Annotated in this window: 22 protein-coding genes; 3 read left to right on the top strand and 19 right to left on the bottom strand. The window is 61.5% G+C overall.

Going from position 1 to position 23583, the window contains the following annotated elements; genetic code table 11:
• Positions 1-34: 34 nt before the first annotated feature.
• The 5 genes from ACM6IT_RS19360 to ppc form a co-directional block, all read right to left on the bottom strand.
• Positions 35-895: a DUF72 domain-containing protein gene (locus tag ACM6IT_RS19360; RefSeq protein ID WP_414918526.1), complete on the bottom strand. Its 861-nt coding sequence runs from the start codon at positions 893-895 to the stop codon at positions 35-37.
• Positions 895-1200: a hypothetical protein gene (locus tag ACM6IT_RS19355; protein WP_056721025.1), complete on the bottom strand. Its 306-nt coding sequence runs from the start codon at positions 1198-1200 to the stop codon at positions 895-897. Before ACM6IT_RS19355 ends, ACM6IT_RS19360 begins: the two co-directional genes overlap by 1 nt.
• Positions 1201-1418: 218 nt before the next feature.
• Positions 1419-2093 (bottom strand): tRNA (adenosine(37)-N6)-threonylcarbamoyltransferase complex dimerization subunit type 1 TsaB, encoded by a 675-nt coding sequence (tsaB, locus tag ACM6IT_RS19350; RefSeq protein ID WP_056721027.1) that lies wholly within the window; start codon positions 2091-2093, stop codon positions 1419-1421.
• Between the two features lie 94 nt (positions 2094-2187).
• A complete protein-coding gene (gene adk, locus ACM6IT_RS19345; RefSeq protein WP_056721029.1) occupies positions 2188-2835 on the bottom strand; it encodes an adenylate kinase in 648 nt (215 codons plus the stop codon).
• Between the two features lie 288 nt (positions 2836-3123).
• Complete coding sequence (gene ppc / locus ACM6IT_RS19340) at positions 3124-5754, bottom strand: phosphoenolpyruvate carboxylase (protein WP_414913883.1); 2631 nt, start codon at positions 5752-5754, stop codon at positions 3124-3126.
• A gap of 202 nt (positions 5755-5956) precedes the next feature.
• Between ppc and ACM6IT_RS19335 the strand changes: the two genes are divergently transcribed.
• From ACM6IT_RS19335 to ACM6IT_RS19325, 3 genes are all read left to right on the top strand, one after another.
• Positions 5957-6301: a hypothetical protein gene (locus ACM6IT_RS19335; protein WP_056721034.1), complete on the top strand. Its 345-nt coding sequence runs from the start codon at positions 5957-5959 to the stop codon at positions 6299-6301.
• Between the two features lie 266 nt (positions 6302-6567).
• On the top strand, positions 6568-6981 hold the full coding sequence (locus ACM6IT_RS19330) for a DUF4398 domain-containing protein (protein WP_414913884.1): 414 nt from the start codon (positions 6568-6570) through the stop codon (positions 6979-6981).
• 48 nt (positions 6982-7029) lie between these two features.
• On the top strand, positions 7030-7827 hold the full coding sequence (locus ACM6IT_RS19325; RefSeq protein WP_414918525.1) for an OmpA family protein: 798 nt from the start codon (positions 7030-7032) through the stop codon (positions 7825-7827).
• A gap of 75 nt (positions 7828-7902) precedes the next feature.
• On the opposite strand, the gene ACM6IT_RS19320 is transcribed toward ACM6IT_RS19325, so the two are convergent.
• The 14 genes from ACM6IT_RS19320 to ACM6IT_RS19255 form a co-directional block, all read right to left on the bottom strand.
• On the bottom strand, positions 7903-8232 hold the full coding sequence (locus tag ACM6IT_RS19320; RefSeq protein WP_046041078.1) for a hypothetical protein: 330 nt from the start codon (positions 8230-8232) through the stop codon (positions 7903-7905).
• Positions 8229-9143, bottom strand: a complete 915-nt coding sequence (locus ACM6IT_RS19315) for an alpha/beta hydrolase (RefSeq protein ID WP_056721041.1) — start codon at positions 9141-9143, stop codon at positions 8229-8231. Before ACM6IT_RS19315 ends, ACM6IT_RS19320 begins: the two co-directional genes overlap by 4 nt.
• A 126-nt stretch (positions 9144-9269) precedes the next feature.
• Entirely contained in the window at positions 9270-10547 is a 1278-nt protein-coding gene (locus tag ACM6IT_RS19310) for a flavohemoglobin expression-modulating QEGLA motif protein (protein WP_056721043.1), read from the bottom strand.
• Between the two features lie 32 nt (positions 10548-10579).
• Positions 10580-11134, bottom strand: coding sequence for a hypothetical protein (locus ACM6IT_RS19305; RefSeq protein ID WP_414918524.1), 555 nt, complete (start codon positions 11132-11134; stop codon positions 10580-10582).
• A 121-nt stretch (positions 11135-11255) separates the two neighbouring features.
• Positions 11256-11972, bottom strand: a complete 717-nt coding sequence (locus ACM6IT_RS19300; protein ID WP_056721047.1) for a TetR/AcrR family transcriptional regulator — start codon at positions 11970-11972, stop codon at positions 11256-11258.
• Positions 11973-12070: 98 nt separating this feature from the next.
• The gene (lysS, locus tag ACM6IT_RS19295; RefSeq protein ID WP_056721048.1) at positions 12071-13573 is read right to left on the bottom strand and encodes a lysine--tRNA ligase; all 1503 of its coding nucleotides are present in this window, start codon (positions 13571-13573) and stop codon (positions 12071-12073) included.
• 114 nt (positions 13574-13687) lie between these two features.
• Positions 13688-14783 (bottom strand): peptide chain release factor 2 gene (gene prfB, locus ACM6IT_RS19290; RefSeq protein ID WP_109790603.1). Its coding sequence is split into 2 segments (ribosomal slippage): positions 13688-14710 and positions 14712-14783, totalling 1095 coding nucleotides; the frame shifts between segments, so codons are not numbered across the junction.
• A 215-nt stretch (positions 14784-14998) separates the two neighbouring features.
• On the bottom strand, positions 14999-16000 hold the full coding sequence (locus ACM6IT_RS19285) for a diguanylate cyclase domain-containing protein (RefSeq protein ID WP_414918523.1): 1002 nt from the start codon (positions 15998-16000) through the stop codon (positions 14999-15001).
• A 48-nt stretch (positions 16001-16048) separates the two neighbouring features.
• Positions 16049-17059, bottom strand: a complete 1011-nt coding sequence (locus ACM6IT_RS19280; RefSeq protein WP_223542176.1) for a chemotaxis response regulator protein-glutamate methylesterase — start codon at positions 17057-17059, stop codon at positions 16049-16051.
• Positions 17056-19335: a hybrid sensor histidine kinase/response regulator gene (locus ACM6IT_RS19275; RefSeq protein ID WP_414913892.1), complete on the bottom strand. Its 2280-nt coding sequence runs from the start codon at positions 19333-19335 to the stop codon at positions 17056-17058. Before ACM6IT_RS19275 ends, ACM6IT_RS19280 begins: the two co-directional genes overlap by 4 nt.
• Positions 19332-20012: a chemotaxis protein CheW gene (locus ACM6IT_RS19270; protein WP_223542177.1), complete on the bottom strand. Its 681-nt coding sequence runs from the start codon at positions 20010-20012 to the stop codon at positions 19332-19334. The genes ACM6IT_RS19275 and ACM6IT_RS19270 overlap by 4 nt, the downstream gene beginning before the upstream one ends.
• Positions 20009-21280 (bottom strand): CheR family methyltransferase, encoded by a 1272-nt coding sequence (locus tag ACM6IT_RS19265; RefSeq protein ID WP_409078250.1) that lies wholly within the window; start codon positions 21278-21280, stop codon positions 20009-20011. Before ACM6IT_RS19265 ends, ACM6IT_RS19270 begins: the two co-directional genes overlap by 4 nt.
• On the bottom strand, positions 21277-21813 hold the full coding sequence (locus ACM6IT_RS19260) for a chemotaxis protein CheW (RefSeq protein WP_414913895.1): 537 nt from the start codon (positions 21811-21813) through the stop codon (positions 21277-21279). Before ACM6IT_RS19260 ends, ACM6IT_RS19265 begins: the two co-directional genes overlap by 4 nt.
• A complete protein-coding gene (locus ACM6IT_RS19255; RefSeq protein WP_056721061.1) occupies positions 21813-23435 on the bottom strand; it encodes a methyl-accepting chemotaxis protein in 1623 nt (540 codons plus the stop codon). The genes ACM6IT_RS19260 and ACM6IT_RS19255 overlap by 1 nt, the downstream gene beginning before the upstream one ends.
• Between the last annotated feature and the right edge of the window lie 148 nt (positions 23436-23583).

Here is a 23583-nt window from a genome sequence, read left to right as displayed (position 1 = left end):
TGGGCAGGCTCCTGAAGAGGGGAAAGAATCCGCCTCAGAGCAGGCCAAGTTGCTCGGCGACGGGTTCTCTGTATAGCTCAGGCAGCGCCGGCAAGCCAGGCAAACGCAGCATCAGCCTGGCATGAAAACGCTGCGCCAGCTTCGCGGCCAGCAAGTTATCGGCGGTGTGCAGGAAGATGTACGGCGTACGGCCCTCTTCAATCCATAGCGCGATTTTCTCGACCCACGGCTCCAGGAACGTATCGTTGGCTTCAAGCGTCGGATGGCCGATAAAACGCACCTGCGGGAATTGCGTGAATGCCGTGGGGCGCGGTGGCACCCGAGGTTTCTTCGATTGGGCGTGGAGCACCGAGGGCTCGGTCGAGGTGCAACTGAACAGCGCACGGGGATCGAGACAGATGCGTTCGACACCGCGATCCAGCAGCAGACGATTGAGCATTCGTTCGCTGTCACCCTTGGCGAAAAACTCGTCGTGCCGCACTTCCACGGCCAGCGGCCGCTGCAGGGCATCGATGAATCCGGTCAGTTCCGGCAAGCGTTGGGGCGTGAAGCTTTTCGACAGCTGCAACCACAACGGCGACACCCGCTCACCCAGCGGGCTGAGCAACTGCTGGAAGGTTTCGGCGTAGGTCAGCTGCTCGCGCAGATCGCCACCGTGGCTGATCTCGCCGGGAAACTTGGCGGTGAAGCGAAAGTGTTCGGGCATGGTCTCGGCCCAACGCTGCACGGTGCTGGCAGCCGGGCTCGCGTAGAAGGTCGTGTTGCCTTCCACGGCATTGAAAACCTGGCAATAGAGATCAAGAAAGTCGGCGGGTCTGGCGTCGGACGGATACAGGTAGTCGCGCCAGGCGTTTTCGCTCCAGGACGGACAACCGAGGTAATACGGCAGCAACATCAGATGTACAGGTCGAGACCCAGCACATCCGCTTCCCAATCGACGAAACCGGCGGTGCTCAGGTAGCTGGCCAAGGCTGTCGCCACGCTTTTGCTCATGGCACGGTGGTAAATCATGTCTTGTTGACGGGCGGGGAGATTGCTCAGTTTTTGCGCGGAAGCTTTGGCGGCGCGGGCAGCCAGTTGCTCTTCAGTCGGGAATTCCAGCTCGCCTTCGATATCAATGGCGTCGTCTTCCACCACGCGGTCTTTGCGAGGCTTGCGCTTGATGGGGTAGGACTGAGAGGAAACGCCGTCTATACGCATACGTGCATACTCGGAATCAGTGATGGCAGTTTAGTGGCGCATATCCCACTTCGCAAACCGCCGAGTGATAACTAGAACACATAAAAGGCAAAAGGTTTAAAAGCTGAGGTTAGAAAAAGACGATTGGTGGTGCCTGGAAAAGATCGCAGCCTGCGGCAGCTCCTACAGGGAAATGCGATCTTCTGTAGGAGCTGCCGCAGGCTGCGATCTGTAAAGGCTTAACGCGCCTTGGGCGTCGCCACCTTGTCACGCAGATATACCGGCTGCGCTTCGTCGGCCACGATCGCCTCGCCACGTTCCCAGGCAAACCGCGCCAGAGTCAGCAAGTCTTGCGCGTGGGGCAACATGCCCGCGTCCTGCCCGCTCAGGCTGACGGCGATACGTTCGGCATAACCCCAACCAGTGCCTGCGCCGAACCATTCGCCGCCGGCATCGGCCGGCAATGCAGCGGACTCCGGCGGCAGTACAGCTTCAGCCCCCACCAGGCGCATCTCCCCGGCCGCTTCGCGGTAGCAACCCCAATAGACTTCATCCATGCGCGCATCGATGGCGGCGGCGACCTGAGTGGCGCCGTGTTCACGCAACGCACGTTGCGCCAGCACGGCCAGGTTCGACACCGGCAGCACCGGGCGATCCAGGGCGAACGCCAGGCCTTGCACCACGCCGATGGCAATGCGCACACCGGTGAAGGCCCCCGGGCCACGGCCGAACGCAATGGCGTCGACCGCTTGCAGCGTGGTGCCCGCATCGGCCAGCAACTGCTTGATCATCGGCAGCAGCTTCTGCGCATGCAGGCGCGGGATCACCTCGTAATGGCTCGTGACCTTGCCGTCATGCAGCAAGGCAACGGAGCAAGCTTCGGTCGCGGTGTCCAGGGCCAGCAAGGTGCTCATCGATGTATCCACAAGAGAGATCAGAAAAAAGTGCGTCAGTATAAACAACTACGGCCCGCAAGCGGGCCGTGGATGATGCAGCGGGTCAGGTTTTTCAGCTCAGGGCTGCAAGCACCTTGGCGGTGATCGCTTCAACCGAACCGACGCCTTCGATGTGGCTGTACCTGGGCTTGCCATTGGCAGCCGACAGCGTCTGGTAGAACTCAACCAGCGGCTTGGTCTGGGAGTGGTAGACCGACAGGCGATGACGCACGGTTTCTTCGGTGTCGTCCTTGCGCTGTACCAGCTCTTCACCGGTGACGTCGTCAATGCCAGCCACTTTCGGCGGGTTGTAGACGATGTGGTACACGCGGCCGCTGGCCTCGTGAACACGGCGACCGGCGATACGCTGGACGATTTCTTCGTCTTCAACGGCGATTTCAACCACGGCATCGAGCTCGACGCCTGCAGTCACCAGGGCTTCTGCCTGGGGAATGGTGCGCGGGAAGCCGTCGAACAGGAAACCGTTGGCGCAGTCGGACTGGGCGATGCGGTCCTTGACCAGTGCGATGATCAGGTCATCGGACACCAGGCCACCGGCATCCATGATGCTCTTGGCCTTGATGCCCAGCTCGGTGCCGGCCTTGACCGCTGCACGCAACATGTCGCCGGTGGAGATTTGCGGAATGCCGAATTTTTCGGTGATGAACTTAGCCTGAGTACCTTTACCGGCCCCGGGAGCTCCCAGCAGAATGACGCGCATCGATGTGCTCCTCAATTTTTTATATGGATAACGTCAGATTCGCCTCGTGGGGCCAATCTCAAAAATAGGGTCGTGACCGCCCAAACGGTCAAAGGCTGATCAAGATACACAGCAGGCTGCGCCCACACAAGACGCCAAAAGTCGGAGAAACCGCTGCCTCTTGCGACCATTGCGCGCAGTTTCCCAAGTCGCAACCCCATCATTAACTGTCGCCTGACAGCACTTTTGCCCCCGCCAAACGTCGGCATCCGGCTCACCTGCCGGACGCCTCACCCCACGGCAAAAACCTTAGCCGGTGTTACGCAAACCGGCGGCAATCCCCGCCACAGACACCAGCAAGGCCTGTTCTACCGGGCTGCCCTGCGCCACGTCCTGCACTCTTGAACGAGCCAGCAACTCGGCCTGCAATAGATGAAGCGGGTCGAGGTAAGTGTTGCGCAAGCGGATGAACTCAAGGGTCGCTGGGCTATGTGCCAGCAACTGCGACTGCCCGGTCAGGCCGAGAACGATGGTGCACGCCTGCGACAATAGGTCGCGTAAATGCGCACCCAATGGCAACAGATTCGGCTCCACCAGACGCTCATCGTAGGACCGAGCAATGTCGGCATCGGCCTTGGCCAGGACCATTTCCAGCATGTCGATGCGGGTGCGGAAGAACGGCCACTGCTCGCGCATTTGCCCCAGCAGCTCGCCTTCGCCACGCTCCAGTGCCTTGCTCAGGGCCGCTTCCCAACCCAGCCAGGCCGGCAGCATCAGGCGCGTCTGGGTCCAGCCGAAGATCCACGGAATCGCCCGCAGGCTTTCGATCCCCCCGGCCCGGCGCTTGGCCGGACGACTGCCCAGCGGCAAACGGCCGAGTTCCTGCTCCGGCGTCGACTGGCGGAAATACTCCACGAACTGCGGGTTTTCCCGCACCACCGCGCGGTAGGCGCTGACACCGTCTGCGGCCAGTTCGTCCATCAAATGGCGCCACTCGGGCGTAGGTGGCGGCGGAGGCAGCAAAGTCGCCTCCAGCACCGCGGCCAGGTACAGATTGAGGTTTTGCTCGGCGATGTCCGGCAGGCCGAATTTGAATCGAATCATTTCGCCCTGTTCGGTGGTGCGGAAACGCCCCGCCACCGAACCCGGTGGCTGCGACAGGATCGCCGCGTGGGCCGGGCCGCCGCCTCGCCCCACAGTGCCGCCGCGACCATGGAACAGCAGCAGCTCGACGTCGTGCGAACGGCAGATATCCACCAGTCGCTCCTGCGCCCGGTACTGCGCCCAGGCCGCTGCGGTGGTGCCGGCGTCCTTGGCCGAGTCGGAGTAGCCGATCATCACTTCCTGCGGCCCTTGCAGGCGCGCGCGATAGCCCGGCAACAGCAGCAGCTTCTCGATCACCGGCCCCGCGTTGTCGAGGTCGGCCAGGGTTTCGAACAACGGCACCACGCGCATCGGCCGCAACACGCCGGACTCTTTGAGCAGCAACTGCACGGCGAGTACATCGGAAGCCGCACCGGCCATGGAAATCACATAGGAACCGAGGGATGCCGACGGCGCAGCGGCGATTTCCCGGCAGGTCGCCAGTACTTCGGCGGTGTCGGCGGAAGGTTTGAAGTACGTCGGCAACAAGGGCCGACGATTGCTCAGTTCGCGCATCAGGAAGGCGATGCGCTCTTCTTCGCTCCAGTCCTCGTAGCGACCCAGGCCGAGGTAGTCGGTGATTTCGGTCATCGCAGCGGTGTGCCGCGACGAGTCCTGGCGTACATCCAGACGAACCAGGAACAGGCCGAATGTCACGGCCCGACGCAGGCAATCGAGCAACGGCCCGTCGGCGATCACGCCCATGCCGCACTCGTGCAAGGAGCGGTAGCAAAGCTCCAGTGGTTCGAGCAGTTCGCGGTTGTCTTGCAGCACGTCGATCGGCGCCGGCGCGGGCGTCGATAAGGCGGCGTGTGCCCAGTTTCGCGTTGCCCGCAGGCGTTCGCGCAGATGTTTGAGCACAGCCCGGTAGGGCTCCGCGCTGTCTCCCGCCCGGGCCTTCAATTCATCGCTGGCCTGCTGCATCGACAGCTCGGCGGCCAGGCGATCGACATCGCGCAGGTACAAGTCAGCCGCCATCCAGCGCGCCAACAGTAAAACTTCCCGGGTCACCGCCGCCGTCACATTCGGGTTGCCGTCGCGGTCGCCGCCCATCCACGAGGCAAAGCGAATCGGTGCCGCCTCCAGTGGCAGGCGCAGGCCGGTGGCGGCGTACAGGGCCTGATCGGCCTTGCGCAGATAATTGGGAATGGCCTGCCACAGCGAATGCTCGATCACCGCGAACCCCCACTTGGCTTCGTCCACCGGCGTCGGGCGCGTGCGGCGGATCTCCTCGGTGTGCCAGGCTTCGGCGATCAGGCGCTGCAGGGTGGTCTTGATCTGTTCGCGCTCGGCACCGGTCAAGTCACGGTGATCCTGAGCCGCCAGTTGCGCGGCGATGGCGTCGTACTTCTGGATCAGCGTGCGGCGGGCTACTTCGGTCGGGTGCGCAGTCAACACCAGCTCGATCTCCAGCCGGCCCAGTTGCCGGGCCAGCGAGTCGGCGCCATGCCCCTCGGCGCGCAGGCGCGCGAGCAACTCCGGCAGCACCCGGGCTTCGAACGGTGCCTCCCGGGATTCCTCGCGACGGTGAATCAACTGATATTGCTCGGCGATGTTGGCCAGGTTGAGAAACTGGTTGAACGCACGCGCCACCGGCAGCAACTCATCTTCGCTCAGCTGATTGAGGCTGGCACTGAGTTCGGCGTCCATGGAACCGCGCCGGTCAGCCTTGGCGCCCTTGCGGATCTGCTCGATCTTGTCGAGAAAACCATCGCCATATTGCTCACGAATGGTGTTGCCCAACAGCTCACCCAACAGGTGAACGTCCTCGCGCAAGCGTGCATCAATATCGGTCATCAGCAGGTCTCCAGCAAAAAATCCGGGCGGCTAAGAAACAAGAGAGTGCCGCCCCAGACAGGTTCTTACAAGCAAGACGACGAAGGGCCTGTAAACCCTGCCTGTTGAGGCTAGTCTGAACAGTAAGCCGTACAACGGTTGTCACCGGCCAGTGCCGGACACTCACTCTGCCTGCCACGAGCGGGAGCGCAATGAGGTCAATATGAAAATCCGCGAGCTTGCCCACCACTGGGAAGAAAACGCCAAGGGTCGCCTGACCGACACCGGCTACTCGATTCATCTGGACGTGGAGTCTGCCGCACGGCTGGCCGCGCTCGTCGAAATGTACCCCAAGCGGCATCCCGAAGAACTGCTCGGCGATCTGATCGGCGCCGCACTGGAAGAGCTGGAAAGAAGCTTCCCGTACGTCAAGGGCACTACCGTGGTTGCCACCGATGAAGAAGGCGATCCGCTGTACGAAGACATCGGGCCGACCCCGCGCTTTCTGGCGTTGTCCCGTCGACATTTGCATGACTTGTCGGTGCCTGAAGACAAACAGAAACACTGAACATCCGCAAAACCTGTGGGAACGGGCTTGCTCGCTCCCACATTAGCCCGTATTCCAATTCAAAAAATCGCACTTCTCCTGCCCTAAAGGGCGCTGTCGACTTGATCCAGGTTTTCGATAGCCGGCTATTTTCTCTGAACTTTCAAAAAAAGCCTCGGGTCAACCCAAGTAACCACGCCTGGGACGAGTGTTTCAAAATACCCCGCAATTGATGGTTTCAGCGCCCTGCCCGGGGTGGACTTCGACGTTTTTCAGGAACTGGCCCAATGGAGTTGAAGACCATGAAAACCCGAACCGGAACCCCCTCATTTACCTGTTCGCAAAGCCTCAAACTGGCGGCGTTGGCCCTGGGCAGCTGCCTGGTGCTGGCCGGTTGCGCCGGTAATCCGCCAACCGAGCAGTACGCGGTCACCCAATCGGCCGTCAACGACGCCGTGAGCGCCGGCGGCACCGAGTTCGCCGCAGTGGAAATGAAGTCGGCCCAGGACAAGCTCAAGCAAGCCGAAATTGCCATGCACGACAAGCAATACGACCAGGCCCGGATGCTCGCCGAACAGGCCGAGTGGGACGCTCGCGTGGCCGAGCGCAAGGCCCAGGCGATGAAGGCCGAACAATCAGTGAAGGACGCGCAGAAAGGCGTTCAGGAATTGCGTCAGGAAAGCCAGCGCACCGTTCAGTAAGCGGCGCGCCCCCCCCCCGCATTCCCACTCGACTAAAAGGACGAAATCATGAAATCCAATCAATTGATGATCCCTGCCCTGCTGGCTGTCACCGTAGCCCTGACAGCCTGCTCCACACCACCGAACGCCAACCTCGAACAGGCCCGCAGCAACTACACCGGCCTGCAAGCCGATCCGCAGGCCAGCAAAGTCGCGGCGCTGGAGACCAAGGAGGCCAGCGACTCTCTGGACCTGGCCGATAAGGCCTACAGGGACAAGGAGGACGCGGCCAAAGTCGACCAGCTAGCCTATTTGACCAACCAGCGCGTCGAAGTGGCCAGGCAGACCATCGCCCTGCGCACCGCCGAGGCCAGCCTGAAAGATGCCTCGGCGCAACGGGCCCAGGCGCGCCTCGACGCCCGTGACCAGCAGATCAAACAGTTGAAAGACAGCCTCAACGCCAGGCAGACCGATCGCGGGACGCTGGTGACCTTCGGTGATGTGCTCTTCGCCACCGACAAGGCCGAGCTGAAATCCAACGGCCTGGCGAACATCAGCAAACTGGCGCAGTACCTCCAGGAAAACCCCGAGCGCAAAGTGATTGTCGAGGGCTACACCGACAGCACCGGTACGGCGTCGCACAACCAGTCGCTGTCGGAACGTCGCGCGGGCTCCGTGCGGGCGGCGCTGGTGAAGATGGGCGTTGATCCGGCGCGTATCGTCGCCCAGGGTTACGGCAAGGAGTATCCGGTGGCGGATAACAGCAGCACCTCGGGCCGGGCGATGAACCGTCGGGTAGAGGTGACCATCTCCAATGACAATCAGCCGGTGATTCCGCGTTCGGCGATGAGTTCATACACCCAATAATCAAGCGACTGCGCGAAACCAGTGTGGGAGCGGGCTTGCTCCCACATTTGATCTCTATTGCCAACAAATACCGGTTTACTGCTCCAGCTTCTGCGGCGTTTCCTGCCCCATGCAGCGCACGGCTTTTTTCTTGCTGTCGACCAGCACGCCGGTCAGGCCTTTCTGTTCCATGTCGAACAGCACCAGCACGCCATCGATGCACTGCGCCACTTGCGCGGCCGGTTCCAGGGAGACTTTGTAGTCTTCACCCGGCACGGTCTTGAGCATGGTGAATTCGTTGAGCAGCAACGCATCCTCAGGCTTGGCGAAATGCAGGTAGCCGTACCACCACAGGGCACCGACAGTGCCGAGGATGCTGCAGATACCGGTGATGATCAGCGGGATAGCGTTACGTTCTTCACTCATTGCGGACTCTCTGGTGGTTCATCTTCTGAATTCGGGGGTGCCGGATAGTTGGGGATTTCACCCAGGCGGCGCAGGCCGTTGAAATGCTGCGGATCATCGAGATAACGCAACATGACCTTGCGCCAGACCGGGTCGGCGAACGTCTGCACATGACCGCCACGGGTCAGTTGCAGCACCCGTGGCGGCGGCGCAGCTTGATACAGACGGATGCCGTTGGAAAGAGGCACGATCGGATCGTCGATGCTGTGGTAGATCAGTTTCGGCACGTCCTTGAGTTGCGTCATGGAGTTGATCGCGCTGTCGCCGTCCGGCACCAGCCACGACAACGGCACCTGCACCGGCCAGGTCAACCATGACGTACTCAAGGCAAACTGACCGATGCTTCGGTAGCTGGCGGGCACTCCGTCGAGGACAAAAGCCTTCAGTTGTTTCTGGCGTTCCGGGTGCTGGACCAGGTAATGCACGGCCATCGAGCCCCCAAGGCTCTGGCCGAGCAGGATCAGCGGCTTGCCTTTGACCTCGGGCGCCTGGTCGAGCCATTTGAAGGCCGCGTCGATGTCCTGATAGATCGCCGGCAGGCTGGGTTCACCTTCGGACAGGCCATAACCGCGATAGTCCACAAGCAACACCTGGTAACCATTTTTCGGCAACCAAAAGCTCCCGCCGAGGTGCATGGGCAGGTTTCCACCGTTGCCGTGCAGGTGCAGCACCGTACCCTTGACCTCGACCCCCTTCTTCGCCGGCAGCCACCATGCGTTCAGCTTGAGGCCATCGGCGGTGATCAGGGTGACCGTGCGGTATTCGAGCCCGGCCTTTTCCGGCGTGAACAACTGGCCGGGTTCGGGGTAGAACAGCAGCGAACTGCAACCGTTCAAGGCCAGGAGAAGGCAGAGAATGCCGAGGGTTCTCATCCGGTGAAACCTCGCGATGGAAGGAAGGATTTTCGGTGAAGCTCCAATTGCCAAGATCGCAGCCTTCGGCAGCTCCTACAGGGGATCAGTGTAGGAGCTGCCGAAGGCTGCGATCTTTTGACAGCATCACAGGATGTTCGAGTAATCCGCCTCGATCCGGTCCAGGCTCAGGTGGTTGAGGAAGTTGGAGAAGCACATCCACGCCGACAGCGCGTTCATGTCGCGGAACTGTTCCGGCAGGTACTTGGGCGGCACCACCAGGCCTTCGTCCACCAACTGGCGCAAGGTACGCATGTCTTCCAGGGTGGTCTTGCCGCAGAACAACAGCGGTATCTGCTCCAGCTTGCCTTTACGCACGGCCAGTTGAATGTAGTTGTAAATCATGATGAAGCCCTTGAGGTAGGACAAGTCTTTGGTAAATGGCAGACCTGTCGGCACCGAGCCGCGGAAAACGCGACTGGCGTTGCTGTAGCTCTCGGGCATTTCGAAACCTTGCTCGCGGAAGAACTCGAACACCTGCAGGAAGTCGGCTCCCTCCTCCACCATGTGGATGGCGCGGGTGCGGTTGGTCAGTTTGCGCAGGCGACTCGGGTAGGAGGCGAAAGTGATGATTTCCATCAGGATCGCCAGGCCTTCCTGGGTCACCGTCGACGATGGCGGGCCCTTGGCGAGGAAGGTACAGATCGGCTGATTCAGGCCGTTGAGGGTGGTGCCGACGTGCACCAGCCCTTCATGGACTTCCAGGGCGCGCACATCGCGCTGGTTGAACATCGCATCGGAGCGGATCTTGATGTAATCGGCGCCGGCCGCCGCATCGGCGACGATGCCGTCGGACTCGAACACCCGGATGGTTTCCTCGGCTTCGCCAAACACCTTGTTCAAGCGATGCTGCAACAGGTCGACCGCATCCTTGGCCGTCAGCGTCTTTGGCTCATCCTTGAGGTCGCCACGGCCGTCGATGTTATTCAGGTATTCGGACAACATCATGCCCAGGTCGGACAGTGTCGGGTCGCCAGCGTGGAACGCGTCGGACGCGGCGCCGTACAACTCTTGGGAGATCAGGCCGAAATCCTCGGTGCCACGCGCTTCGAGCATGCGGATCACCATGCGGTATTCCTTGCACATGCGGCGCATGATCTGGCCGACCGGGTTGAACTGGCCGAGCTGGCGGGTGATGTCGCGCTCGATGTTCTGGAACTCCAGCTTCACTTTGCTGGAATCGAACGCCAGCGGCCGATTGAGGTAGTAGTCGCGGTCCACCGCCGGCATTTCCTTGCCCTTGGCCTTGAGGAAGCCCTTACGAATGTTGTCGTCCCACTTGACCGCATCGAGGACGCGGATCGGCGTCTGCGCCAGCACGATGCGATCGGACAAAATGCGTATCGACTGTTGGTAATCGTCCACCCGAAACTCCTGTAGAAACCTGTTTGTACTGCTTATTTGGCTTTGGCCTGACGCTGATAGCGCACGGCTTCGACGAACACATCGGAATTGGCCGGGTCGTCGAGGTAGGCTGCGACTTGATCCATGTGGCTGTCGACCAATACGCCATCACCGTCGTGGGTCTGGAAGCTTTCACCGCTCAGGGCTTTCTGCTTCATGGCCTGGTTGATCTGGTCGAGGTCGAGGTCGTAGACCACCAATTCATGCTTGTCGGTCAGTTCAAACCCGCCAATGGTGAAATGCCCGCCGAACTGTGCCGGCACCTTCGCCGACAGATACCAGCGGTTGCCATGGCGCGTCACTGTGAAGGGATAGGCCTCCCGCTCCCTGGGCCTGGCCCGGTAATAACTGACGGCCTGATAGCGGTTGTCGCCGATGCGGGTCAGTTCGAGGTTGAGCGGCTCGCCCCAGGCATTGGTGCTGGTCCATTTGCCGAGCAATCCCTTGGGCGCGGGTTCGCTGGCAGGCAGCGGCTCCTTGAAGGTCACCAGACAGCCACTGAGCAGCAGGAACGACAAGGCGATCACAACGACACGCCAGGCTTTCATTCGAAACTCCCTATGAACACACCGCTAACCTGTAGGAGCTGCCGCAGGCTGCGATCTTTTGATCTTGTTTTTCAAAGGATCAAGATCAAAAGATCGCAGCCTTCGGCAGCTCCTACGCGGATTAGACCGACGCCAATACCAGGTGCATGTAGCGCGTCAGGATGCCGAGCATTTCCTCTTCGGCGGCAGGCTCGTCTACGTTGAGCAGGCCCTGATATTCCATCCGGCCGATAATCGCCGTCAACACCTTGGCATCCTGATGCGGCTCGCGCGAGCCCAATACCTGGAACAGCTGGCAAGAGCCCTGCAACAGGATTTGCTGATGCGAGCGCACCAGTTCGGCCAGGCGCGGGTTAAGCAATGCCTCCTGACGGAACGCCTGCTCGGCCATCAAATGCTCACGGCGATTGACCAGTTGCCGGTGAACGTAATCGGTCATCAGCCGCGCAATGTCGTCCGCCAGTTTCGAGCGCGCCTGCGGGCTGCCATCGCCACTGTCGATCATCTCGCGCAGCAGGCCCTCGTTGTTCACCCACAGTTTGCCCATGTACGCCGCACTGCGTTCCACGTATTGGGCGAAGGTATCGGTGAGCAGGTCATCGATATCCTTGAAATAGTAAGTGGTCGCCGACAACGGCACTTGTGCCTCTGCGGCCACCGCACGGTGCCGTACGGCCCGCACACCGTCACGCACGACAATGCGCATGGCGGCATCCAGGATTTCCTGTCGTCGCTGTTCGCTGCCCTGTCGGCTGGCCTTGCGACCCTGGTACTGAACACTTTCAGCGACCGCAGTGGCGACACCCGCTGCACCTTCTTGAGCTATTGCACGAATCACGACAGGTATTTCCTCTCAGATGAAAGTAACAAGTTGATACGTTTGTACCAGACAGGCAATAAAAAGCCGCCTCAAAGGCGGCTTTTTATTTGAAACACTTACGCTTGCGGCCGCATGTGCGGGAACAGGATCACGTCGCGGATCGACGGAGAGTTGGTCAGCAGCATCACCAGACGGTCGATACCGATGCCTTCACCCGCCGTTGGCGGCATGCCGTACTCCAGCGCACGAACGAAGTCGGCGTCGTAGTGCATGGCTTCGTCGTCGCCGGCGTCCTTGTCGGCCACCTGGGCCATGAAGCGCTCGGCCTGGTCTTCCGCGTCGTTCAACTCGGAGTAGGCGTTGGCGATTTCACGACCACCGATGAACAGCTCGAAACGGTCGGTGACGTTCGGGTTGTCGTCATTGCGACGGGCCAGCGGCGACACTTCGAACGGGTACTGGGTAATGAAGTGCGGCTGCTCCAGCTTGTGCTCGACCAGCTCTTCGAAAATCATCACCTGCAGCTTGCCCAGGCCTTCGAAGCCCAGCACCTTGGCGCCGGCCTTCTTGGCGATGGCGCGAGCCTTGTCGATGTCGTTCAGGTCATCGGCGGTCAGCTCGGGGTTGTACTTGAGGATCGAGTCGAATACCGACAGACGCACGAACGGCTCGCCGAAGTGGAATACCTTGTCGCCGTACGGCACGTCGGTGCTGCCCAGGACCAGCTGCGCCAGTTCGCGGAACAGTTCTTCGGTCAGGTCCATGTTGTCTTCGTAGTCGGCGTAGGCCTGGTAGAACTCCAACATGGTGAATTCAGGGTTGTGACGAGTCGAAACGCCTTCGTTACGGAAGTTGCGGTTGATCTCGAACACTTTCTCGAAGCCGCCGACAACGAGGCGCTTGAGGTACAGCTCAGGCGCGATACGCAGGAACATTTCCATGTCCAGCGCGTTGTGGTGGGTTTCGAACGGCTTGGCTGCCGCGCCGCCCGGAATGGTCTGCAGCATCGGCGTTTCCACTTCCAGGAAGTCACGCTTCATCAGGAAGCTGCGGATGTGGGCGATGACTTGCGAACGCACACGGAATGTCTGGCGCACGTCTTCGTTGACGATCAGGTCAACGTAACGCTGACGATAGCGTTGTTCGGTGTCGGTCAGGCCGTGGTGCTTGTCCGGCAACGGGCGCAGGGATTTGGTCAGCAGGCGCACGCTGGTCATTTCGACGTACAGGTCGCCCTTGCCGGAACGGGCCAGGGTGCCTTCGGCGGCGATGATGTCGCCCATGTCCCAGGTTTTCACCGCGGCCAGGGTTTCTTCGGACAGGGTCTTGCGGTTGACGTAGACCTGGATACGCCCGGTCATGTCCTGGATCACCATGAACGAGCCACGGTTGAGCATGATGCGACCGGCAACCTTGACCGGGATCGCAGCCTCTGCCAGCTCTTCCTTGGTCTTGTCCGCGTACTGTTTCTGCAGTTGTTCGCAGTAGTTTTCGCGACGGAAGTCGTTCGGGAAGGCGTTGCCCTTGGCGCGCTCGGCAGCAAGCTTTTCCTTGCGCAGGGCGATCAGGGAGTTTTCTTCCTGTTGCAGGGCTTGCGGGTCGAGTTCTAGGTCGCTCATGTCTTTAAATATTCCATCAGGTTCGTTGCCCCCGGGCCCTGCGGCCCGGGGATTGCTCAGCAGGGACTAGGCGTCCCCCTGAGCTCCTACAGGGATCATCTTGTATTGCGTGTTTTACAGCCCGGACTTCAGGCTCGCTTCCAGGTATTCGTCGATGTCGCCATCGAGCACCTTGTCGCAGTCGCTGCGTTCGATGTTGGTGCGCAGATCCTTGATCCGCGAGGCATCGAGCACGTACGAACGGATCTGATGACCCCAGCCGATATCGGACTTGGTGTCTTCCAGTGCCTGGGACGCCGCGTTGCGCTTTTGCATTTCCTGCTCGTACAACTTGGCCCGCAGCATTTTCATGGCGGTGTCTTTGTTGGCGTGCTGGGAACGTTCGTTCTGGCAGCTGACCACGGTGTTGGTCGGTACGTGGGTGATACGTACGGCCGAGTCGGTGGTGTTTACGTGCTGACCACCGGCACCCGAGGAACGATAGGTGTCGATCCGCAAGTCTGCCGGGTTGATTTCGATTTCCACCTTGTCATCGATCTCTGGCGAGACGAACACCGCGGAAAACGAGGTGTGGCGACGGTTGCCGGAGTCGAACGGGCTCTTGCGCACCAGGCGGTGCACGCCGATCTCGGTGCGCAACCAGCCAAAGGCGTATTCGCCCTTGATGTGCACGGTCGCGCCCTTGATCCCGGCGACTTCACCGGCGGACAGTTCCATGATGGTGGCGTCGAAACCGCGTTTGTCGGCCCAGCGCAGGTACATGCGCAACAGGATGTTGGCCCAGTCCTGGGCTTCGGTGCCGCCGGAACCGGCCTGGATGTCCAGGTAGGCGTTGTTCGGGTCCATTTCGTGGCTGAACATACGGCGGAATTCCAGCTTGGCCAGACTTTCCTCGAGACGGGCCAGCTCGGCGACGACATCGCCCACTGCGCCTTCGTCGTTCTCTTCGACGGCCATGTCCAGCAGGTCGCGGCAATCGGCCAGACCGGTGTTCAGCTCGTCGAGGGTATCGACGATCTGCGCCAGCGCGGCGCGCTCGCGGCCCAGTTCCTGGGCGTATTCAGGTTTGTTCCAGACACTCGGATCTTCAAGCTCGCGATTGACTTCGGTCAGACGCTCATGCTTTTGATCGTAGTCAAAGATACCCCCGAATAGTTTCGGAGCGCTCGGACAGGTCCTTGATGGTGTTCAGGATCGGGTTGATTTCCATGACGGGCAGCACTCGTTGGCGAACTTTTGAAAGCCGGCGAGTATACCGTAATCAAGCGGCCCCGGCAGCCCGCATGGCGGGTTTACCGGCGAATGGTTTTGGGAGTCACGGCAAGTGCATGTAGGAGCTGCCGAAGGCTGCGATCTTGCTTTAACGGCGAAAATCAAAAGATCGCAGCCTTCGGCAGCTCCTGCAGAGCGCGGTGTTTCACCAGATCACCCGATCCCCACCTGATTACGCCCATTGTTCTTCGCCGAATACAGCCCCTTGTCCGCCGCCAGGATCAGGTCGCGGCAGTTGCTGCCGGCTTTCGGCGTGATGGTCGACAGGCCGATGCTGATGGTCAGGCTCGAACCTTCGGTGGGCGAGCTATGCGGGATCTTCAGGGCCGCCACGGTCTGGCGCAGCTTCTCGGCCACCAGTCGGGCTCCGCCCTGGGAGGTATTGGGCAGCACCAGGGCGAACTCTTCGCCGCCGTAGCGGGCCGGCAGGTCCGAAGGTCGGGCACTGGCATCCTTGATCGCCGCGGCGACCTTGCGCAGGGCTTCATCGCCTTCCAGATGACCGAAGCTGTCGTTGTAGGCCTTGAAATAGTCCACGTCGATCATCAGCAACGACAACTGGCTCTGCTCACGCAACGAACGGCGCCACTCCAGTTCCATGTATTCGTCGAAGTGCCGACGGTTCGACAACCCCGTCAGGCCATCGGAGTTCATCAGGCGTTGCAGCACCAGGTTGGTGTCGAGCAGTTGTTGCTGGCTGACCCGCAACGCGCGGTACGCCGCGTCCCGTTGCAGCAGGGTCATGTAGGAGCGCGAGTGATAGCGGATGCGCGCGACCAGTTCGATGTTGTCCGGCAGCTTGACCAGATAATCGTTGGCCCCGGCGGCAAAGGCCGCGCTCTTGATCAACGGGTCTTCCTTGGTCGACAGGACAATGATCGGAATATCCTTGGTCGCCGGGTGATTGCGGTACTCGCGCACCAGGCTCAGGCCGTCGAGGCCGGGCATGACCAGATCCTGCAGGATCACAGTCGGCTTGATGCGCACCGCGTGGGCAATGGCCTGGTGCGGGTCGGCGCAGAAGTGAAAATCGATGTTCTCTTCGTTCGACAGGCCGCGACGCACGGCTTCGCCGATCATGGCCTGATCGTCCACCAGCAACACCATGGCGGCGTTTTCGTCGGTCTTGAAGTCGTCGAGCTGTAATTCAGTCATGTGCGGTCACCTGAGTACTACCTGAGCCAGGAATGAGGGAAAAGGTGCTCATTTGGCGAAAATCTCCAGCAATCGTGGCGCTATCTTGTCCAGCGGGCGAATCTCCACGGCAGCGTCGATGGCGGCGGCCGCCTTCGGCATGCCGTACACCGCACTGCTGCCCTGGTCTTGTGCGATGGTCAGGTAGCCCTGTTGGCGCATGAGTTTAAGCCCTTGGGCGCCATCACGCCCCATGCCGGTGAGCAAAACCCCCACGGCATCGCCATTCCAGTAACTGGCCACGCTCTCGAAGAACACATCGATGGATGGCCGGTAGATCTCGTTGACCGGTTCGGCGGTGTAGGCCAGCGTGCCGTTTTTCAGCAAACGAATATGGTGATTGGTGCCGGCCAACAGTACCGTGCCGCTTTGCGGCGGCTCGCCTTCCTGGGCCAGGCGCACGTCGAGGCCGCTGGCGCTGCCGAGCCATTCAGCCATGCCGGCGGCAAACACCTGGTCAACATGCTGCACGAGCACGATCGCCGGAGAGAAATCACGCGGCAGCCCCTTGAGCAAGACCTCCAGCGCTGCCGGCCCGCCAGCGGATGAGCCAATGGCGATCAGGCTTTGGCGTGAGCCCGAGCGGTGCAATGGCGCCGTCGTCAGGCGCGGGCGATTGCCCTTGTCGCCGATCAGCCAGCTAATATTCAAGATCTTGCGCAACAACGGCGCGGCCGCTTCCTGGGCATTGCCGGCACCGACCGCCGGAGTATCGACTACGTCCAGCGCACCGTGGCCCATGGCCTCGAACACCCGGTGCACGTTCTGCTGGCGATCCACTGTGACGATGACAATGGCACAGGGGGTCTCGGCCATGATCCGCCGCGTGGCCTCGACACCGTCCATCACCGGCATGATCAGGTCCATCAGAATCAGGTCCGGGGTGTCCAGCGCGCACTGGCGCACCGCTTCGGCGCCATTGCCGGCGACCCAGACCACCTCGTGGGCCGGCTCGAATGCCAGGGCGCGGCGCAGGGCCTCCACCGCCATGGGCATGTCGTTGACGATTGCGATCCTCATGCCCGCGCTCCTCCAATGAGCTCGACCACTGCATCGAGCAAGGCGTCATCATGAAAACTGGCCTTGGCTAGATAATAGTCGGCCCCGGCATCCAGTCCACGGCGCCGGTCTTCTTCACGATCCTTGTAGGACACCACCATCACCGGCAGCGATTGCAGGCGATTGTCCCGACGCAACAGCGTGACCAGTTCGATACCGTCCATGCGCGGCATATCAATGTCGGTGATCAGCAGATCGAAATCCTCCGAACGCAGCGCGTTCCAGCCATCCATGCCGTCCACCGCAACCGCCACGTCGTAGCCGCGATTGAGCAACAGCTTGCGCTGCAACTCTCGCACGGTCAGGGAATCATCCACCACCAGAATTCGTTTGCGGGCCGCCTCGACCACCTGATTGCTGTGACGGGCAATGCGCTCCAGGCGACCGGTGTTGAGCAGCTTCTCCACTGAACGCAGCATGTCTTCGACATCGACGATCAGCACCACCGAACCGTCATCGAGCAAGGCCCCGGCGGAGATGTCCTGCACCTTGCCCAGACGCTCATCCAGCGGCAGCACCACCAAGGTCCGCTCACCGATAAACCGCTCCACGGCCACGCCGTAGATCGCATCACGCTCGCGAATCACCACGACTTTCAGGGTTTGCCCGCTGTTCTGGCTGGCCGGGCGTTGCAACAACTGACTGGCCGCCACCAGGCCGACATGCCGGCCTTCGTGCCAGAAATGCTGGCGACCTTCGACCTGCACGATATCCGCCGACTCCAGGTCGCACATGCGCTCAATGTGCGCCAGCGGGAAGGCATAGGCTTCGTCGCCGACTTCCACCACCAGGCTGCGCACCACCGACAGGGTCAGCGGCACCTCAAGGTGGAAACGACTGCCCTCGCCCGCCGTCTGCTCCAGCACCACCGCACCGCGCAACTGCCGGACCATGTGCTGCACCGCATCCAGGCCGACGCCGCGACCGGACACCTCAGTGACCGTGTCCCGCAGACTGAACCCGGGCAGGAACAGGAACGTCAGCAACTCCTCTTCGCTCAACTGCGCGGCGGTTTCCACGGGCGACAGATTTCGCTCAACGATACTGCGACGGACCTTTTCCAGATCCACGCCGTTGCCGTCATCGCTCAATTCAAGCACCAGCAAACCGGCCTGATGGGAGGCGCGCAGGCGAATCAAACCTTCAGCCGGCTTGCCCGCCAGCAATCGCTGCTCCGGGGTTTCGATGCCGTGATCGACGGCGTTGCGCAACAGGTGAGTCAGCGGCGCTTCAAGCTTTTCCAGTACGTCGCGATCGACCTGAGTCTTTTCGCCTTCAATTTCCAGGCGCACCTGCTTGCCCAGGTCGCGCCCCAGATCCCGGACCATCCGCACCTGCCCGGTCAACACATCGGCGAACGGCCGCATGCGACAAGCCAGCGCCGTGTCGTACAACACCTGCGCCCGCTGGCTGGCATGCCAGGCGAACTCGTCGAGTTCGGCATTCTTTTCCATGAGCAGTTGCTGTGATTGCGCGAGCAAACGCCGCGCATCCTCAAGGGCTTCCCGGGCCTCCAGGCTCAAGGCGTGGTCCTTGAGATGCACATTGAGATTCTCCAGTGCGCGCAGGCTGTTGCTCTGCATGCGCTTGAGTCGCTGCATGGTCGCCAGGTGCGGTTTGAGCCGCAGGGTTTCCACCAGGGATTTGCTCGACAGATCGAGCAGGCTGTTCAGGCGCTCGGCGGTGACACGCAGCACACGTTCGCCGTTTTCAGTGGTGCGTTTGGTCTTGCGCGGAGCCGGCGCCGATGACGCTTCGACGGCAGGCGTCGGCGGCTCGATCCTGGGCGCGGGTGGTTCAAGCTGAAGTTCGGCCATCACCGGCGCGGCAGGCGCAACCCGCGGAGCCGCCGGGTCCAGCAACCGCGCCATCAACGCCACGTAGGCCTCGATGTCCGCAGCCTCCGGGTTGTTGTTCGGCGTGGCGATGCGCATCAGCAAATCGGTGCCTTGCAGCAACGCATCGATGTGCTCGGGGCGCAGCAACAGGCGGCCTTCCTGGGCGCTGACCAGGCAATCTTCCATCACATGGGAGACGCTGACCCCGGCGTCGACACCGACGATCCGCGCCGCGCCCTTGAGCGAGTGCGCCGCACGCATGCACGATTCAAGTTGATCGGCCTGGGTCGGATCGCGCTCAAGCGCCAGCAGGCCGGCGCTCAAGACCTGGGTCTGGGCTTCGGCCTCCAGGCTGAACAGCTCCAGCAAAGAGGCGTCGCGCATTTGCTCGGGGGTCATGTAAGGCTCCGGGTCACGGCGGACAGCAGCTGTTCTTCATCCAGCCAGCGCAGGCTGCGACCTTTGAATTGCAACACGCCACGGGTGTATTTGGCGCTGGCCTGGGTACCCGAGCGCGATGCGGCATCGAGGGTGCGCTCGTCGATGGCGTGAATCCCGTCGACTTCGTCCACCGGCACCACCACCGGTCCACCATCGGCGGCGATGATCAGCATGCGCGGCATGACCCGCGCACCGGTGGCCACGCTGCTGGCGCCGTCGAGCCCCAGCAGCTCCACCAGCGACAGGCAGGCGACCAGTGCGCCTCGCACATTCGCCACGCCAAGCAAGGCCCGGGAACGTTGATGCGGCAAAGAGTGAATCGCTTGCAGCGGCGCCACCTCGACCAGACTACGGGTCGCAAGCCCCAGCCACTCTTCACCCAGACGGAACATCAACAGCGAGCGGGTTTTCACCTCGCTCTCAACCGCGACGGACACAGTCCCGCGATCTTCCTGCAGCAATGCATAACGATCGAGCAAGCGTGTAGCGGCCGCCGAATACACCGCACAATTGCGGCAATGAATATGGTCGCTGAGCAGCGGGCAGGACTTGTCGCCGTGGATACCGATGCGATTCCAGCAATCGTCGATGGCCTGGGCATCCCGGGTGACGCTAAAGGTGTCGGCGGCGATCATCGTTTACGCTCACTGTCGGCGGCGCGTGCGCTGCGGGCGGCACGCTCCTGCAATCGTCTGGCTCCCATCGCGTCGCCCTGGGCCAGCAGCAAACCGGCCAGGTGCATCAACGCTTCGGGATGTTGCGGTTCGAGGTACAACGCCTTGCGATAGAAACCCTGGGCTTCCAGGGTATTGCCGGCCACATCGCTGAGCAGTCCCAGCCAGTAAAAGACCTGGGCCACCGGCTCATGACTGCGCAAGTAGCTTTCACACGCTGCTCGCGCCTCGGCGCTTTTGCCTTCATCGGCCAGCACGGCGATATTGGCCAGCAGCGCGGCAGTGTCGGAGCCAGAGTTGGCAGGCGCCGGCCGCAGCGGCGCAACCTGGGCAAACGGACGGCTGCGCACTGGCGCAGGCGGTGGATTGCGCAACGGTTGCGGCACTGGCAGCGGTGCAGGAACGAATACCGGCAAGGGATCAGGGTCCGCAGTCCCCTGTCGACTGAACGCAAAGGACTGCGGGATCCCGATCGAGCGCATCCCCAAACGCCCCAGCAGACTGCCTTCGGCCGGTCCGATAAACAGCACGCCGTCAACGTGGGTCAGGCACTTGAGCACTTCGAAGACTTGCTTCTGGGTCGGCTGGTCGAAATAGATCAGCAGGTTGCGACAAAACACGAAATCGAAGGGCGGCTCACCGGCCAGCAAGGCCGGGTCCAGCAGGTTGCCGACCTGCAGGCGCACCTGCTCGAGCACCCGCTGATCGAGGCGATAGCTCTCGCCTTCGGCGATGAAATGGCGATCGCGAAACGCAATGTCGTCCCCCCGGAAGGAATTCTTGCCGTACAACGCACGCCGGGCTTTTTCCACTGACAACGGGCTGACGTCCAGGCCGTCGACCTTGAACTGGTGCGGTTTGAGCCCGGCATCGAGCAACGCCATGGCGATCGAGTACGGTTCTTCGCCGGTGGAGCACGGCAGGCTGAGAATCCGCAATGCACGCAGGTTGTTGATCTCGGCCAGACGCTTGCTCGCGAGTTTAGCCAGGGTGACGAAGGACTCCGGGTAGCGAAAGAACCAGGTTTCCGGAACGATCACCGCTTCGATCAACGCCTGCTGCTCGTCCCGCGAGCCCAGCAGGGTGCGCCAATATTCATCGGCCGACACGGCTTGCGCAACGATGCTGCGCTGGCGCACCGCTCGCTCGATGATCGCCGGCCCTACCGAGGTCACGTCGAGCCCGATGGTTTCCTTGAGGAAGTCGAAAAAACGCTGGTCGCTGTTCATGGCCGCTCCTGCAGCAGTGCCGGATCCATTGGCGGCGAGGGGAACAACAAGGCGCGTACCTGATCGTCCAGCAGATCGCCGACCCGAACCCATTGCAACAAGCCCTGCTCGTCCTTGCGCACCGGCCCGAGGTAAGGCGTCTGGCGATTGTCCAGGCCGTAGGGCTGAAAATCCGCCGGATCGCAGCGCAGGGTGTCGGTCGCCTGTTCGAGGATCAGCCCAAGCAGCTGCGTCTCGGCGGTTTCGTCCGGGCGATAGTTGACCAGCACCAGTCGCGTGCTGGTACGGGCCTGTGCAGGCGTGCCAAAGGTCAGTGCGCTCAAGTCGATCACCGGCACCACCGCGCCCCGATAGGCGAATACCCCGGCGACCCAGCCGGGAGCATGGGGAATTGGCTTTAACGGCAGGCGCGGCAGCACTTCAGCCACTTCGACAGCCTTCAAGGCATAGCGCTCGTTGCCGATGCGAAACACCAGAAACAAGGCATGCAGCGCCTGCTTCACGGCAGAGCGTTTGGCCGTGATTTCGCTCATCAGACTTTGAATCGCGAAACGCCGCTGCGCAGCCCGACGGCCACCTGGCTCAGCTCATCGATGGCGAAACTGGCCTGGCGCAGAGACTCGACGGTCTGACTGCTGGCATCACCCAACTGCACCAGCGCGTGGTTGATCTGCTCGGCACCGGTGGCCTGGGCCTGCATGCCCTCATTGACCATCAGCACCCGCGGCGCCAGCGCCTGGACCTGATGGATGATCTGCGACAACTGCTCGCCGACCTGCTGCACCTCGGACATGCCACGACGCACTTCCTCGGAAAACTTGTCCATGCCCATGACCCCGGCCGATACCGCCGACTGGATCTCGCGCACCATTTGCTCGATGTCGTAGGTGGCCACGGCCGTCTGGTCCGCCAGGCGCCGCACTTCGGTGGCGACCACGGCAAAGCCGCGTCCGTATTCCCCGGCCTTCTCGGCCTCGATGGCGGCGTTGAGCGACAGCAGGTTGGTCTGGTCGGCGACCTTGACGATGGTCACCACCACCTGATTGATGTTGCCGGCCTTCTCGTTGAGGATCGCCAGCTTGGCGTTGACCAGATCGGCCGCGCCCATCACCGAGTGCATGGTTTCTTCCATGCGCGCCAGACCTTGCTGACCGGAACCGGCAGCCACGGAAGCCTGGTCGGCGGCGGTGGAGACCTCGGTCATGGTGCGCACCAGATCCCGGGAAGTGGCCGCGATCTCACGGGAGGTCGCGCCGATTTCCGTGGTGGTGGCGGCGGTTTCGGTGGCTGTGGCTTGTTGCTGCTTGGACGTCGCGGCGATCTCGGTCACCGAGGTGGTCACCTGCACCGACGAACGCTGGGCCTGGGACACCAGAGAAGTGAGCTCGGTCATCATGTCGTTGAACCCGGTCTCTACCGCGCCGAACTCGTCCTTGCGCTCCAGGTTCAGGCGGCTGCTGAGGTCGCCAGTGCGCATGATTTCGAGGATTTTCACGATGCGGTTCATCGGCGCCATGATGGCGCGCATCAGCAACAGGCCGCAGAGACCGGCGGCCAGCACCGCGATCACCAGGGAAATGCCCATGATGACTTTGGCGGTGACCACCGCATCATCAATGGCCGCGATTTCTGTGTCCGCCACGGTCTTGTTATGACGCAGGATGTCATTGACCTTCATTCGACCCGCTGCCCAGGTCGGGGTCAGTTCACTGTTGAACATGTTGACGGCCGCGGCGCTCTGGTTGCGTTTATGCAACTCGATCACCGCGGCCAGAATCCGGTGGTAGTCGTCATGAAGTTTTTCGAACGCTGCGAAATCGACCCTGTCTTCTTCGTCGCCCATCGTTGCACGGTAGAGGTCCATCTGCTCTTTCAACCGATCAGCGAAGCCCTTGAAGTTCGCGGCATCCTCGGCAGTGAAACTCTGCCCCTCCTCCAGGCCGAGAATGGCCTGAATGCGCACATAACTGTCGGACCACGCGCCACGAATCATCGAACTGTAATACAACCCTGGCAGAGCGTCCTCACGCACGCTGGCCTCGCTGTTTTCGATCGTCAACAGCCGGGAGTACGAGACGACCACCATCAATAACATGATGGCGATAATTACCGCAAAGCTCGCCAAAATGCGTTGGCGTAACGTCCAGTTCTTCACAGTCATTCCTCGGGGCCGATTCGAAATGCGGGGAGTATAGCCGAGGGCGGTGTTTCATTTATAAGACGGATGCGCAGCGCTTCTCATCCCGTCAAAAAAAGGCGGGACGGGTACCAGGGTGATTGGGCAGAAAGGGGCGGTGGTGTGG

The sequence above is a fragment of the Pseudomonas sp. IT-P4 genome, assembly GCF_949767755.1.
Taxonomy (GTDB): domain Bacteria; phylum Pseudomonadota; class Gammaproteobacteria; order Pseudomonadales; family Pseudomonadaceae; genus Aquipseudomonas; species Aquipseudomonas monachiensis.
The sequence above is the reverse complement of the archived record's forward strand: the minus strand, read 5'-3'. Positions and strand labels throughout refer to the sequence as shown.